The 14,226-nt window shown below is 68.8% G+C and carries 16 protein-coding genes; 10 read left to right on the top strand and 6 right to left on the bottom strand.

Going from position 1 to position 14,226, the window contains the following annotated elements:
- Window positions 1-793: 793 nt before the first annotated feature.
- On the top strand, window positions 794-1,060 hold the full coding sequence (locus ACIOMQ_RS12215) for a hypothetical protein (RefSeq protein ID WP_402188893.1): 267 nt from the start codon (window positions 794-796) through the stop codon (window positions 1,058-1,060).
- Window positions 1,061-1,148: 88 nt separating this feature from the next.
- Here ACIOMQ_RS12215 and ACIOMQ_RS12220 read toward each other — a convergent pair whose 3' ends face one another.
- Window positions 1,149-1,358 (bottom strand): DUF397 domain-containing protein, encoded by a 210-nt coding sequence (locus tag ACIOMQ_RS12220; protein ID WP_401263828.1) that lies wholly within the window; start codon window positions 1,356-1,358, stop codon window positions 1,149-1,151.
- The gene (locus ACIOMQ_RS12225) at window positions 1,355-2,185 is read right to left on the bottom strand and encodes a helix-turn-helix domain-containing protein (RefSeq protein WP_401263830.1); all 831 of its coding nucleotides are present in this window, start codon (window positions 2,183-2,185) and stop codon (window positions 1,355-1,357) included. The genes ACIOMQ_RS12220 and ACIOMQ_RS12225 overlap by 4 nt, the downstream gene beginning before the upstream one ends.
- 170 nt (window positions 2,186-2,355) lie before the next feature.
- Here ACIOMQ_RS12225 and ACIOMQ_RS12230 point away from each other — a divergent pair, with 170 nt between their 5' ends.
- The 7 genes from ACIOMQ_RS12230 (at window position 2,356) to ACIOMQ_RS12260 (ending at window position 6,892) form a co-directional block, all read left to right on the top strand.
- Window positions 2,356-2,550, top strand: coding sequence for a hypothetical protein (locus tag ACIOMQ_RS12230; RefSeq protein ID WP_401263832.1), 195 nt, complete (start codon window positions 2,356-2,358; stop codon window positions 2,548-2,550).
- Between the two features lie 215 nt (window positions 2,551-2,765).
- The gene (locus ACIOMQ_RS12235) at window positions 2,766-2,960 is read left to right on the top strand and encodes a hypothetical protein (protein WP_401263834.1); all 195 of its coding nucleotides are present in this window, start codon (window positions 2,766-2,768) and stop codon (window positions 2,958-2,960) included.
- Window positions 2,961-3,048: 88 nt separating this feature from the next.
- Window positions 3,049-3,273 carry a hypothetical protein gene (locus tag ACIOMQ_RS12240; RefSeq protein ID WP_402188895.1) on the top strand — a complete coding sequence of 75 codons (225 nt, stop codon included), beginning with the start codon at window positions 3,049-3,051 and terminating at the stop codon, window positions 3,271-3,273.
- Window positions 3,274-3,465: 192 nt separating this feature from the next.
- Window positions 3,466-3,687 carry a hypothetical protein gene (locus tag ACIOMQ_RS12245; protein WP_401263838.1) on the top strand — a complete coding sequence of 74 codons (222 nt, stop codon included), beginning with the start codon at window positions 3,466-3,468 and terminating at the stop codon, window positions 3,685-3,687.
- Window positions 3,688-4,164: 477 nt separating this feature from the next.
- On the top strand, window positions 4,165-5,034 hold the full coding sequence (locus tag ACIOMQ_RS12250; RefSeq protein WP_401263840.1) for a radical SAM protein: 870 nt from the start codon (window positions 4,165-4,167) through the stop codon (window positions 5,032-5,034).
- Between the two features lie 13 nt (window positions 5,035-5,047).
- The gene (locus ACIOMQ_RS12255; RefSeq protein ID WP_401986216.1) at window positions 5,048-6,187 is read left to right on the top strand and encodes a methyltransferase domain-containing protein; all 1,140 of its coding nucleotides are present in this window, start codon (window positions 5,048-5,050) and stop codon (window positions 6,185-6,187) included.
- Window positions 6,188-6,448: 261 nt separating this feature from the next.
- Entirely contained in the window at window positions 6,449-6,892 is a 444-nt protein-coding gene (locus tag ACIOMQ_RS12260; RefSeq protein WP_402188898.1) for a hypothetical protein, read from the top strand.
- A 391-nt stretch (window positions 6,893-7,283) separates the two neighbouring features.
- Here ACIOMQ_RS12260 and ACIOMQ_RS12265 read toward each other — a convergent pair whose 3' ends face one another.
- Window positions 7,284-7,547 carry a GntR family transcriptional regulator gene (locus ACIOMQ_RS12265; protein ID WP_401263847.1) on the bottom strand — a complete coding sequence of 88 codons (264 nt, stop codon included), beginning with the start codon at window positions 7,545-7,547 and terminating at the stop codon, window positions 7,284-7,286.
- A 182-nt stretch (window positions 7,548-7,729) separates the two neighbouring features.
- Between ACIOMQ_RS12265 and ACIOMQ_RS12270 the strand changes: the two genes are divergently transcribed.
- Both ACIOMQ_RS12270 and ACIOMQ_RS12275 read left to right on the top strand, forming a co-directional pair.
- Complete coding sequence (locus tag ACIOMQ_RS12270) at window positions 7,730-8,053, top strand: hypothetical protein (protein ID WP_401986220.1); 324 nt, start codon at window positions 7,730-7,732, stop codon at window positions 8,051-8,053.
- A 295-nt stretch (window positions 8,054-8,348) separates the two neighbouring features.
- Window positions 8,349-8,990, top strand: a complete 642-nt coding sequence (locus ACIOMQ_RS12275; RefSeq protein WP_401263849.1) for a response regulator — start codon at window positions 8,349-8,351, stop codon at window positions 8,988-8,990.
- Window positions 8,991-9,018: 28 nt separating this feature from the next.
- On the opposite strand, the gene ACIOMQ_RS12280 is transcribed toward ACIOMQ_RS12275, so the two are convergent.
- The 3 genes from ACIOMQ_RS12280 to ACIOMQ_RS12290 all read right to left on the bottom strand — a co-directional run bounded on the left by ACIOMQ_RS12280 (window position 9,019) and on the right by ACIOMQ_RS12290 (window position 14,110).
- Complete coding sequence (locus ACIOMQ_RS12280; protein WP_401937601.1) at window positions 9,019-10,452, bottom strand: DHA2 family efflux MFS transporter permease subunit; 1,434 nt, start codon at window positions 10,450-10,452, stop codon at window positions 9,019-9,021.
- 214 nt (window positions 10,453-10,666) lie between these two features.
- Window positions 10,667-11,863 (bottom strand): lipid-transfer protein, encoded by a 1,197-nt coding sequence (locus ACIOMQ_RS12285; protein ID WP_362194957.1) that lies wholly within the window; start codon window positions 11,861-11,863, stop codon window positions 10,667-10,669.
- Window positions 11,864-11,929: 66 nt separating this feature from the next.
- Window positions 11,930-14,110 carry an acyl-CoA dehydrogenase gene (locus tag ACIOMQ_RS12290; RefSeq protein ID WP_362194794.1) on the bottom strand — a complete coding sequence of 727 codons (2,181 nt, stop codon included), beginning with the start codon at window positions 14,108-14,110 and terminating at the stop codon, window positions 11,930-11,932.
- Window positions 14,111-14,226: the final 116 nt, after the last annotated feature.

Consider the following 14,226-nt stretch of genomic DNA (forward strand, 5'->3'; position numbering starts at 1 on the left):
ACCGAGCGAGCCACGTTCACCGCACGGCGGGGACGGGAATTCGCTGGTCCCCACAACACAGTGAGAGCGGGTTACCGCGCACCCCGCCAGCCCGGAAACGGCGGTCTGAGTGCCCGACCCTCATTAACAGCTCTGCCCGTGCAACACGCACCCTCACGGGGTGGCCGCAGTGGTCGTGAGGCAGAGCGCGGGGAGACCACACCGCCCACTAGCCTAGGGCGAATAGGTTCGGACCTAACTTGCTGTGACTGCCGGGCTCGCCGCGCGCACGAGATCGCAACCGGGAACACGAGTTGCCATGCGTACGGTCAATGCAGGTGGGGCCCGGAAACGGACTAGACGGTCCGATTCACGCATGCGACCGTGTGAGCCCGGTCACGTAAGATATGAGACTTCCATATATCGAACACCTGTACTACCGCGAGGGAATGGTTACGCACCGCGAGGATTACGAGGTACACACATCGGTTGAGGTTCCCGGCACCAACGGCACGTGGGAAGCGTGTGGCAGCCTGCCGGACGTATTGGGGGAAGACCGGATTCGGTCATGCGAGGACCTGTTGCGGGTCCTGGAATCACAGGGGCGCATGGTCTCGCGACTGCTGCGAGGACTTATCACCCTGCCCGGCTTTCGGCTGCTCGCCCGCGAGCCCCGAACACACTCTCTGGTTGGTTCTGTCGAGTGGGTGCAGCACCCATGCGGACTCTGGGTCCAGCACGACGAGCCCATGACCGGATGCGCGTACGGGCAGCACTACCCCGAAAACCGACGCACCGGTCTGACGTTGGTCGCATGACCGCCACCGAAACGCGGACCATCGTGGAGTCTGCGGCCCGAGAAGCGGACGCGTACAACCTCGCGTTCCGCATGGCGCGCGCTCTCCGCCGAGCCGGCATCACCGAGCGATACGGCGTGTCCGTGCATCCCATGCCCACGGCGCCCCGGCTTGTCCAAGGATGGGGCGTGTACCTCACCGACCGGCACCCTGATCAGAAGCCCCCCGCCGGGCTGAATCTCGGCAGCCTCGCACGCTCCGCGGTACACCACCAGGCAGCGTGACCAAAGCCCCGCCATGCTCCCAAATCGGGGCGTGGCGGGGCTTTCGTCGTTGCGACGTGTTCGGGATCGGTGCGCGCCGGTCGGGCGGTCAGACGGTGCCGAACTCTCCGGCCTTGACGCCTGCCACGAACGAGGCGAACGAGCCGGCGGGAACGTTCAGAACCGGGCCGCCGAGGTTCTTGGAGTCACGGACGGGGACCACGCCGCGCGGAACGACGAGGTTTGCGGCGACCTCGATGCACTGGCCGCCGTTCTCGCTGAATGAGGACTTGAACCAACGGGGGGATTCGGTCGTCACGGGGTGCCCTTTCGTAACTGGCTGATCATGGCCACGGACGCCGCTCGCGCCAGCGCTTCGGCCTGTAGTTGATGGTAGTCCGTCAGGATGGGCAATACCGAAGCGCTGTCCCGCTCAAGGTGGCCCCGATTGGCGGACTCCGCGTACGACATGAGCGAGCGGTCTGGCATCGTGAGCACGGTTACCGGCAACGTCATCGGACGACGAACCCCGATGTCGAACGGGGCGACCTGAAGCACGGTGTTCGGCAGCTCGGCAAACTCCACCAGGCGCGTGAACTGTGCGTCCATAAGGGCGCTGTCCCCGATGGGGCGGAGGAGGCAGCTTTCATCGAGCACCACGAAAACCAACGGGGGCGGTGTTCGTGTGAGCGACGCTTGACGCTGCGCAACCAGCGCAATCCGTTCGTCAGCTTGCTCCCGCGAGGCAACGCCCCGTTTCACGGTGCTGTCTCCGAGCGCTGATGCGTACTCCTGTGTCTGGAGCAGGCCAGGTATGACACCGACTTCATAGAGCCTGATTTCTACCGCGCGCCCCTCGTGAGTGACGTACTCCGGGAACCCCTCAAGTAACGCCCTGTGTCTGACGGCCCGGCTCTGACGTTCGAACCGATCTCCGGTGCCGAACGTCCTGTCAGCACTTGCTGCGAACTGTTGAGTTGGAGTCCGCCGACCGGTTTCAACGGCAGAAATATGCGCCCCGGAACACCCCATGCGCTCGCCGAGCTCGTCCTGTGTCCAGCCGCGCTCATCCCGCAAGCTGCGAAGACGTGCCCCAAACGCCGCACTCGGCGACCGCTCGGGGTCTAGTTCCTTTCGGTTCACCATCTGGCACCTAACTTGCCTGTCAGCCTGCGTAAGTTGAAGACAGCCCGACTGTAGGCCACGCTGGGCCGCCCTGGTAGTGGAAGCACTACGGAGAGGAGCGGCCCGTGCCTGCAAAGAACGGTCCCCCGAACGGACAGGAACCCCCACACGTCCCGCCCCCTGGCACGCTCATGGCGGATGCGAACCATAGTGATCGTGTGGGCGAGTTCCGCGGGCTCGCCGGCCCGTACTGGTCGCTGCGGCCGGTCGGTGGCGGGGTCGAGTGGGAAGCCGAACCCGAATGGGTCCGCGCGCTGACCCCCGCCGAGCGACTGAGCGCCGAGAACGCGTTGCGGAACCTCAGAAGTAGGCGGGGCGGACTGTGAGCGCGAACCCTTCCGCGTTTCAAGGTCAGTACCTTGCCGAGGCATACGCGGGCGACGACCGGACGACCGTCTATCTCGGCGGAGTACTCGTCGCAACTCCCCGGCTTGCGCTCCGGTGGCTCCGGGAAGAGGCCGAACGGCTCGCGAACGGGTTAGATCCGGACCCGGACGCCCCGTGGATTCCCCGGTTCGTGTTACGGCCGGTGCCCCTGTCCGTGGCTGACGCACCGGCCGAGTTACGTGCGTGGGCGAGCGACGACGAGCACCAGGACGACGCGTTGCACCGGCTCGCCACGGGGGCAGAGTTCGAGTTCATCGCCAGGGATGAGACGTGCTGGTACGGGCTCACCGCCCGCCCCCTCCTCATACCCGAATTCACGCCCAAGACGGGCTCACTGATCAGCGCCTAACCCCCACCAGACCCCGCCCGGCTGCCCCTTGTCATGGGGACGGTGGCAGTCGGGCGGCTCCACCCAGCAGATGAAAGATCAGGCAGACATGGGAAGCCCCAGCTTCAATCAGCGCTCCCGCACCCGCCGGACCCCCGCAGAAGTGATGGCAGCCCGCGAAGCCGCGGTTGCGGCCCGAGACGAACTGATCGCCAAGTACCGGAACGGGACGACGATGAAGGAACTCGCCACGGTGTCGGGCGTGGATCGCGATTGGCTCCGCGCGCGCTTCGCGGAGTGGGGCGAGTTGATCCGGAGCGGTCGCAAGTCGTGACAGCGGAGTTGGAAGAACCCCCGCTGTAGTCCACCCCACCACTTCCGTCATCGGCAGGGACTTCCCAAGGCTCCGGACCACTCACGCCCGGTAGCTCACCCGATGGCGGGTCGCTCGGCTTCGTGTGACGACAGAGGGCGGAGCCGAGCACCCCCGACCCCAACCGGGGCCGGATTCGGCACGCAGAAAGACATGACGCGAACAGTGTTCGGTAAGAAGTCCAGTCCCACCGTGGCGGCTGTGAAGAAGGAAGCCAAGCGCATGACGGGCGGGGAGCCGACAACCCCCGCCGACAACCAGGCCGCAGCACAGCGCAAGGCGCTGTTACACGAAGTCCCCGTGGACATCCGCCAACAGGGACGGGAGGAAGCGACGCAGGACAACGCGGCCGACCGGGACCACTCCGACAAGTGACCCGTACAGGGAACGACTGAGGAGGACGCGTGTACCGCCGTAGCAAGGCCGAAGTCAAGGCTGCAAGAGTTGAGTTGCTTGCGCACCGGAACGACGTGGTGCAGGCGTACCGCGACGGTGCATCCATGCTGAATCTGTGCCGCACGTGGGGCGTGGATTCAAAGTGGCTTGCCTCGCAGTTCGACGAGTGGGGCGAACCCCGCCGAGACCGTTCGGAAGCCGCGATTCTGCGTGGGCCCGGTGTTCCCCCGCCGGGGCAGCGAGCGTGAGGCAACTCCCCTACCTGCACCAGGTATTCCGGGACGAGCGCACCAGTGATATCCGGACGTTGCGCTGTCCCGGTGCCCGGTGTCGCCGACTGGTCTACGTCGTCCGGGACCGGCTCGCCGAACACACCGACAACCACCTAGCAGAGCGCTGCGAACTGTCCAGCGCTGAAGTTCTGGACCGTGCACATCCGAGAGTGAGGAACACAGCATGACGACGCTCATTGAGCCCCCGACCCGCGAATCCCTCGCCGGTATCCAGTCCCTTGAACTGGAGATCACGGGAAAGTGTCAGCTCACGTGCACGCACTGCCTGTCGGAGTCCAGCCCGCAGGCGACGCACGGCACCATGACCCCCGAGGACTGGCGAACAGTCATCATCGACGCCGCCGCGCTCAGCGTGCGCACCATCCAGCTCATCGGCGGTGAGCCCACCGTTCACCCGAACTGGCAGGAGTTCGCCGAACTGGCGCTCTCACTCGGGATGCGCGTGGAAGTGTTCTCCAACCTGTTCCACGTTCGGGACGAGTGGTGGGACATGTTCGCCCGTGACGGGGTGACGCTCGGAACGAGCTACTACAGCAACGACCCGGTAGAACACGACAAGATCACCGGGCGGAAGAACAGCTACGTACGCACCAGGACGAACATCCGGGAAGCGATCACGCGCGGAATCACCGTGCGGGCCGGAATCGTGGAAGTTCTGCCGGGGCAGCATGTCGCCGAAGCACGGGCCGAGCTGGAATCCATGGGCGTGAAGCAGATCATCGTGGACCGGGCCCGTGCGGTCGGACGCGCCATGCTGCCCGGACAGGGGTCGAACCTTGACGAAATGTGCGGGCGGTGCACGCGCGGACGCGCTGCCATCCTGCCGAACGGGGATCTCGCCGGCTGCGTGCTTGCGCGGGACTTCCCGGTGGGCAACGTGAGGGAAACCAGGCTCGCCGAGCTGTTCGGCGGTAAGGAATGGGCGTCCCTCGCAGCGAGCATCCCCATGCCCGCCCGCAACGCGTGCCCCCCGGACGACTCCAGCGACTGCAACCCGGCGAACAACGAAGCGTGCGGCCCCGCCTACGACTGAAAGGCTTGGCAACATGGATTGGGAGAAAAGGGCGGGCAGGCTCGCCAACCAGGTGACCGACCCGGATTCTCGGTGGCTTGCCCCCGTAGCGAGCGTGCCCCGTCACGAGCTGGTCCCACACTGGTGGGACGTGGACGACTCGGGCACGTGGATTCTCCGCGACGGAGCGAGCGACCCGGAAGCATGGGCGAAAGCCGCCTATGCGGACAGGTCGTTGGTCACCAAAGTTGGCCCGTTGCACGCCGACCACGCGAAGCCCGGCGATCACCCCGAGGGGCTGCCTACGTCGTCGGCCACGCTGCCGAGTCTGGTGGTCCGTATGCTTCGGCATGGGCGGCTTGGGGACGGGCTGCCGTTGCTCGATCTGGGTACCGGAGCCGGAGGGCTCACCGCGTACGCGGCCCGTCGCATCGGGGCCGAGAACGTGACGAGTCTGGACGTGGACCCGTATCTGACCAGCGCGGCCGGTGAACGGCTCGCACGAATGGGCTTTCACCCCGAGTTCGTCACCGCGGACGCGACCGACCAAGTACCGGGCTCCTACGAGCGAATCGTTTCCACGGTAGGGCTGCCCGCCGGTCCGGGGCTCCGTCCCGCCCTTGCCGCGCTGGTTCCGGGCGGACGGATCGCTACAACCATCGGGCGAACCTGTCTGATCGTCACCGGATGGAAGCACGGAGACGGGGACGTGATCGGGCAAGTCGAACGGGACATGGCCGGGTTCATGCTCACCCGCTCCGGAGACGACTACCCGCCCGCCCTCACCGAACTGTTCGCCCTCGCCCGAGACACGGAAGGGGATGAGCGCAGTACGGGCCGCTATCCCGTGGTCGACGTGGCCGAAGCGTGGGAGCTGCGTTCCATGCTGGAAGTCATGACACCGGGTGTGGAACTCGCCTTTGAAGAACACAACCGGCACCGGACTGCCTACCTGGTGCACCCCGACGGTTCGTGGGCACGCGCATCCGCCGAGTGGACCGACCCGCCAGAAGTCCACCAGGGCGGCCCGCAACGGCTCTGGACAGAGTTGGAGCGCATCCGAAATCGGCTGAACACCTTGGGCTCGTTGCCATTGCTCGGCGCACGGGTCCGCATCACTCCCGATGGAGTGTGCCATCTGTCCCGTGGACAGTGGCGCGCGTCTATCGGATAGACCCCGTCCGCTTGTCCCCCGCATACTCCGGACGAGCGGACGGCCCCCGACCGGACAAGCCTTGGTAGGGACAGACGTGCCCCTTCCCCGCCCCGGTCCGCCCCGCGAGATGTGAGCCGGTCCGATCATGACGGACTGCTGTCTTTCAGGGGTGCCGCGCATTCGCCCGCGCGGTGAGGAAACCGAGCCCTGTCCATGCTGCCTTCACGTGGCGCATGGGCGGGGCTCGGTGCTGCCCCACCACCACGAGAGAGAACAGAAGTGCTGCAATGCACAGCCCTTACCGACATACCCGAGCTGGACGCATTCGTTGCGCTCCTGGACATGGAGAACGGCCCCGACCACCCGCCGGACGTGCTCGCGCTGTACGACCACCTTTTATGCGAACTCGGCGAGCACGACGAGTACACCGAGCACGCTGCGCGACTCTGGCCGGTCGAACTGCCAGACGCGCGCGATCTGTGGATGTTCTGGACCGGCACCGGCGCGCACCGCGTGTACCGCTTTGACGAACGGCCCATATGCCAGGCCGTCAGTCGCCGACTGCCCATTCGGCATACAAGGGTTTGCAGGCTGTTTGCGCAGCACTCCGCCACCCACTCCTGGGACGTGACGGACCCACTCGGAGACCTGCTGACCGACATAGCACGCGAAGAAGTACGACGCCTCTACGAGGAAGCAGACGACCAGGACGACACGGACTAGCTCACCCTGCCCCAACCGCACCGAAGGAAGCCGACCGCCCCATGAACCAATGCACAGCCATAGCCAAGCTCCACCCCCCGGAAGACGTCGCAAATCAGATCCCGCCCGGCCACTCTGCCCACTCCGGACACATACTGTGCGAACTCGGCGAGGGCCACGACGACGACCACGCCCAAATGCTGTGGGACGACGCCGACAATGCTGTCTGGGTCCGGTGGAACAACCGCAAAGCAACACTCACCCAAGTGCCCTGGTGCCCGGTACTCGACAGCCGGGGCGACGCGTGCGGAATGTTCGCCGACCACCCTGCCGGACACTCATGGGACGTCACGGACCCCACATGGGAAGCACTCCGGGCAGTGCTGGCGGTCGCCACTCGTGGGGAAGACGACTAGTCGTCCTCGCTCGCCGGCTCCGGGCCGACCACGAACGTCCCCTTGCCCCATTCGGTCCGGACGAGCCCGCGTTCCCGGAGCACTCCCACGGCCCGCCGGGCAGTCATCCGAGCCACGCCGAAGCGCTGGACCAGTTCGGCATCCGACGGGATCTTCTCGCCCGGCTTGATCCTCCCCGCTTTGATCTCCGCCGTAAGCGCATCGAGAACCGTCATATACGGCGCGTGCGGAGTGCGCGGGTCAGGCGAGTGCTCAGGCATGGAGGAGAGCGTAGACAAACGGCCAACCCTAGGCGACTTAGACAGGCAGACCAGTTAGACAGGTAGATGAGTTAGACAAGTTGGCCTAGCGTGACCTCCTGAACACGAAAGCGCCCCGGAAGACCGCTTAGGACCGGTCCGCCGGGGCTCAGCCGCAACAGCTTGCTAGGAGCTGAAACGACATGCGCGATCTTATCGCCCACACCCTCGCTTGGGTGCTCTCCGTCCTCGCCCCTCGCCGCCCCGGACGCCACTCCGCCGAATTTCTCGCCGAACCATCCGAGCCCGCCCCCGTGTCGCCCTGGTCCCGACCCTGGACCAGCCCCACCAAGGAAGAAGCCGCCGCAATCTTCCGGCAGCAAGCCGAGACCACGATGGAACTCGGCGTGATCCGCGAACGACGACGCGCGGCAGCCCTCGCAACGCTCGGCGTGGACTACCCGTACACATACGACGGTGCCCCCTTCCCCGCGTCCGCATTTGCCGCTGCGGGGGTGTCGGCATGACCCGCGATGGGCTGACCAGCGAACCGCCCGCCGTGACAGTCGCGCTCTGCATTCGGTGCCACAAGCTCACCAACGCCCCCGTCCCTGTCCGCTGGATACAGAGCAACAGCGGCCCCGGAACGACTCTCTACGCGTGCCCCGAACACGCCGTGAAGCTCGGGGCGGGACCGACCCCTACGACGTGATCAGCGTCCGCCAGGCAGGCCCGCAGAGGGTCCAGAGAGCCCCGTTCGGCCACGTGCCGGGCGGGGTTTCTTGCTGCTCTGACCAGCAACTCCGCGCGTACTCTTGGCACATGGACGAGATGCCGCAGGACCACCGCCCTGTAAGGTGTGTAAGAGTTCTTCTCGCCGAGGACCAGGGCATGATGCGGGGCGCGCTCGCCCTGCTGCTGGGCCTGGAACCGGACATCGAGGTCGTGGCCCAGGTGGCCGCCGGGGACGAGATCGTGAACGCCGCCCTCCTCTCCCGTCCGGACGTGGCGCTCCTGGACATCGAACTCCCGGGCCGCAGCGGCCTGGACGCCGCCGCCGACCTGCGCGAGGAGGTGCCGGACTGCCGGGTGCTGATCCTCACCACGTTCGGCCGCCCCGGCTACCTGCGCCGGGCGATGGAGGCCGGGGCGGCGGGATTCCTGGTCAAGGACGGACCGGTCGAGGAGCTCGCCACCGCGATCCGCCGGGTGCTCGGCGGCGAGACGGTCATCGACCCGGCGCTGGCCGCCGCCGCACTCAGCGCCGGGCCCAGCCCGCTGACCGCGCGGGAACGCGACGCGCTGAACGCCTCGGTGGACGGGGCGACGGTCGCCGACATCGCGGCGAAGCTCCATCTGTCCGAGTCGACGGTACGGAACTACCTGTCGTCGGCGATCGGCAAGACGGGTACGCGCAACCGGATGGAGGCGGTGCGGGCGGCACGGCAGCAGGGGTGGTTGTAGGCGGGCCCAGCGGTGGGCCGGGCCCGGTTCAGGACCGCCGGCCGGACCGGTGGCGCGGCAGCCAGAGTGCCATCAGCAGCAGGCCGCCCAGCAGCACCGTACCGGCCGTCCGGAACGCCAACGCGTACCCGGCGGTGAGCTCCTCCGGCCCGGTGCCGCCCGCGGTGCGTGCGGCGGCGACGGTGGAGAGCACGGCGAGACCGAGCGCGCCGCCCACCGTGCGGGAGGTGTTGACCAGGCCGGAGACGAGACCGGCCTCGCCGGGGGCCGCGCCCGTGATGGCGAGGGAGGCGAGCGGGGTGGACGCCAGGCCGGCACCGGCCATCATCAGGACACCGGGCAGGCAGACCGAGGTGAGGTAGGAGCCGTCGGCGCCCATCGTGGACTGCCAGCCGAAGCCCGCTGCGGCGATCGCCGTACCGATGAGCGCCAGGTTCTTCGCCCCGACCCGGGCCATGACGCGGGGCGCGCACTTCGAGCCCAGGACGACGGCCAACGACGTCGGCATCAGGGCGAGTCCGGCCTCCAGCGGTGTGTAGCCCAGCACGGTCTGGGCGTACACGGTCATGAAGTACCACATGGAGAAGGTCGCGGAGCCGATCACGAACATCGCCGCGTTCGCCGACGTCACCGCCCGCGCCCCGAGCACCCTGAGCGGCATCAGCGGCTCCGCGGTCCCGGCCTCCACCACCACGAAGGCGATGAGCAGGGCCACCCCGCCGAGCAGCGGCACCAGGGTCGCCGCCGCGGTCCAGCCCGACTCCTCGGTCTGCACGATGCCGTACGCGACGGAGGCGAGGCCCGCCGTGACGAGGATCGCGCCCAGGAAGTCGATCCGCCGCCGGCCGCCCGTCCGGCCCTCCGCGAGCCAGACCGCCGCACCGGCCAGGACGAGTACACCGACCGGTACGTTGATCAGCAGGACCCAGCGCCAGGAGAGCAGGTCGGTGAGTACTCCGCCGACCAGCCCGCCGGCCGCGCCGCCGCCCGCTCCGACGGCCATCCAGGTGCCGATCGCCTTGGTCCTGGCCGGGCCCTCGGGGACGGTGGTGGTGAGCAGGGTGAGGGTGGCGGGGGCGAGCACGGCGGCACCGAGCCCCTGCGCGGCGCGGGCGGCCAGCAGCTGCCAGCCCTCCTGGGCGAGCCCACCCGCCAGGGAGGCCGCCGTGAACAGGCCGAGTCCTATCAGGAACATCCGCTTGCGGCCGTATATGTCGGCGGCGCGCCCGCCGAGCAGCATGAAACCGGCGAACGCGATCGAGTAGGCGTTCAGCACCCATTGCAGCCCGGCGGCGCTCATCCCGAGGTCGGAACGCATGGACGGCAGGGCGACATTGACCACGGACACGTCGAGCACGACGAGGAACTGGCCGACACACGCGGCGAGCACCGCCGCCCAGGTGCGGGTCCTGATCCGTTCTTGCGGGGGCGCGGGCGTCGTGACGTCAACCATGACGGTCATACTCGCAGCCGCCCCGAGCCCCGTACATCGGTATTCGGACCGACCCGGCTCGGTCCGGCGGCGTACGAAAGCACGGCCGGGGACGGTAGGGCAACGTACTAAGGCACGGCCAGGGACGGTACGGCAACGTACGAGGGGCACGGCCGGGGACGGTACGGCAACGTACTAAGGCACGGCCGGGGACCGTCTCCGGCCCCGGCCGGCCGGAGCGTCCCTAGCGCCGCAGCAGCGTCACCACCGCCGCCCCGCCGAGCCCGATGTTGTGCGCCAGGCCGACCCGCGCGCCCTCCACCTGCCGGCCCTGTGCCTCGCCCCTGAGCTGCCAGGTCAGTTCCGCGGCCTGGGCGATTCCGGTGGCGCCGAGCGGGTGCCCCTTCGAGATCAGCCCACCGGACGGGTTGACCACCCACCGGCCGCCGTAGGTGGTGGCCCCGGACTCGACGAGCTTTCCGGACTCCCCCTCGCCGCACAGGCCGAGCGCCTCGTAGGTGAGGAGTTCGTTGATGGAGAAGCAGTCGTGCAGCTCGATGACGTCGAGGTCGGTGGCCGAGAGTCCCGAGGCCGCGTACACCTGGCGGGCGGCGGCCCGTGACATCGGCTGTCCCACGGCGTCGACGCAGGTGCCGGAGGCGAAGGAGTCCTCGGTGTCGGTGGTCATGGCCTGGGCGACGATCTCGACGGCCCGGTCCTCCAGGCCGTGGCGCTCGACGAAGCGCTCCGACACGACGACGGCGGCGGCCGATCCGTCGGAGGTGGGTGAGCACTGGAGTTTGGTCAGCGGGCGGTGGATGGTCTTCGCGGCGAGGATCTCCTCGACCGTGTACGGGTCCTGGAACTGGGCGTACGGGTTGTTCACCGAGTGCCGGTGGTTCTTGGCGCCGACCGCGGCGAGCTGCGCCTCGGTCGTCCCGTACCGCTCCATGTGCTCGCGGGCCGCGTTGCCGAAGATCTGGGCGGTGGGCGGGCTCATCTCGAAACCGTGGGCGGCGGCCATGATCCCGTAGTGCCGGGCGACGGGTGAGGTCTTGAAGTCTGCGGCACCGCCGTCGGCGCCTCCGCCGCCGAGCGCGCCGCGCGTCATCTTCTCGAAGCCGAGCGCGAGGACGCAGTCGCTGCCGCCGCCCTCGACGAACTGCCGGGCCATCATGAGCGCGGTGGCGCCGGTGGCGCAGTTGTTGTTGACGTTGTAGACGGGCACGCCGGTCAGTCCGAGTCCGTACACGGCGCGCTGACCGGCGGTGGAGGGCTGGAAGCAGTAGCCGACGACGGCCTGCTGGACCTGCTCGTACGCGACCGAGGCGTCGGCGAGCGCCGCCGTCCCGGCCTCCTTCGCCATGTCCCAGTACTGCCAGTCGCGCGTCTCGGGCTTCTCGAACTTCGTCATTCCCACGCCGACGATGTACGCCTTCATGAGCTTCATGGGCTTCATGGGTTTCACAGGCTTCACGGGCTTCATGGGCAAGTCCCTTCGATCGCGTCAGTCGCGCGGAAGGCCGAGGATGCGCTCGGCGACGACATTGAGCTGAACCTGGGTGGTACCGCCCGCGATGGTCAGGCAGCGGGACATCAGGAAGCCGTGCACGGCCCGCTCGCCCGCCCCTTCGCCCACCGCGCCGGCCGGGCCGAGGAGTTCGAGGGCCAGCTCGGCGACCTTCTGCTGGTGGGTGGTCTGGACGAGCTTGCGGATGGAGGCTCCCGCGCCCGGTTCGAGACCCGAGACCTGTCGCAGAGTGGTCCGCAGTCCGATGCAGGCGAGTGCGTGGGCCTCGGCGGCGAGTGCTCCGATACGGGCCCGGTACGTGCCGTCGAGTTCGCCGGAGCGGGCGATCAGCGCCTCCAGGCCGGTGTCGAAGGTCATCTGGTCGGCCATGTGGACGCGTTCGTTGCCGAGGGTGTTGCGGGCGACCCGCCAGCCGTCGTCGATCTCGCCGACGACGGCGTCGGCGGGCAGCAGGACGTCGTCGAAGTACACCTCGTTGAAGAGGGAGTCGCCGGTGATCTCCTTCAGCGGGCGGATGTCGATGCCCTCGGTGTTCTTCATGTCGACGAGGAAGTAGCTGAGCCCCCGGTGCTTGGGGGCGTCCGGGTCGGTCCTGGCCAGCAGGATTCCGTGGTCGGCCGCTTGGGCGGCGCTCGTCCAGACCTTCTGCCCGTTGATCCGCCAGCCCTCGTCGGTCCGCTCCGCCCTGGTCCGCAGCGAGGCGAGGTCGGAGCCCGCGCCGGGCTCCGAGAACAGCTGGCACCACAGGAGTTCACCGCGCAGGGTGGGCAGCAGATAGCGCTCCTGCTGCTGTGCCGTCCCGTGGGCGATGAGTGAGGGCACCACCCAGGTGGCGATCCCGAGGTCGCTCAGCTTCACCCCCTGGTCCCTCAACTCCTGCTGTATCGCGAGCTGCTGGACCGGTCCGGCGCCCAGCCCGCTGGGGGCGGGGAGATGCGGGGCGGCGTAGCCGGTCGGTGCGAGCGCGCGGCGGGCGGCCTTCGGGTCGAGGCCGCGGGCGGCGGCGACGGCCTCGCGCGCCTCGGCCCGGTACGCCGCGGCCCCGGCGGGGAGTTCGAGGGCGAGTTCGCGGCGCGCCCCGCCCTCGGCCAGCCGGACGGCCCGCAGCCGGTGGGCGTCACCGGCCCCCAGCAGCTGCCGGGCCACCAGGGCGCGGCGCAGATACAGATGGGCGTCGTGCTCCCAGGTGAAGCCGATGCCACCGAGGATCTGGACACAGTCCTTGGCGCAGCCGTACGCGGCGTCGAGGGCGTCCGACGCGGCGAGGGCGGCGACCATGGACCGTACGTCCGGGTCCCCCTCCCCGTCGGCGGCGCGGGCCGCGTCCCACGCCAGCGCGCGGGCCCGTTCGACCCGTACGAGCATGTCGGCGCAGAGGTGCTTGATGCCCTGGAACCGGCCGATGGGCCGGCCGAACTGCTCGCGGACCTTGGCGTATTCGGCGGCGGTGTGCAGCGCCCTGGCCGCGGTACCGCACGCCTCGGCGGAGAGGAGGACGGCGGCGAGGTCGCGGACGTGCGCGGCGTCGGTCCGCACGACGCGTTCCGCGGGGACGAGTACGCCCTCGGCGCGGATCTCGGCCGTGGGGCGGGTCGGGTCGGCGCTGCGGTGCGGGCGGACGGCCAGCCCGTCGGCGGCGGCGTCGACGGCCAACCAGAGGGGGCCGGCGGCCGATTCGGCGCAGAGCAGCAGGAGATCGGCGTCGGCGCCGGAGAGGACGGGCGGGGCGGTGCCGTCGAGCAGATGGCCGTCCCCGTGCTCGACGGCCGTGAGGGTGCCGGTGCCGAGGGCGACGGCGCCGATGCGCGCACCGGCCGCCAGGTCGCGCACCAGCTCGCCCGCCCCCGCCGCGTGCAGTACGGCGGAGGCGAGGGAGCTCGCGAGATACGGGCCGGGGAGCGCGGCCCGGCCCGCCTCCTCCAGGACCACCGCCAGGTCGAGGAGTTGGCCGCCCCCGCCCCCGTACCGCTCGGGCAGATGGATGGAGAGGAGGCCCTGTTCGGCGAGCCCGTCCCAGTGCCCGGGGCGCACGCCGGGGGTACCGGGAGCGTCGGCGTCGAGGAGCTTGCGTATCTCCTCCGGCGGTACGGCGCGCGCCAGCCACCCCCGTACGGCCTGCGCCAACTCCCTCTGTTCTTCGGTGATTCCGATGCCCATGCGGATCCTCGCCGGTCGCAGCCACTGGAACGGCGCAAGAGTAGAACACGTTCCATTCTGACGGAAGGTCAGGTGACGGGCGGATTGCCGCGCGCTCCGGCCGGGTGCGCGGTTGT

It is taken from the genome of Streptomyces sp. NPDC087845 (assembly GCF_044742755.1).
GTDB lineage: Bacteria > Actinomycetota > Actinomycetes > Streptomycetales > Streptomycetaceae > Streptomyces.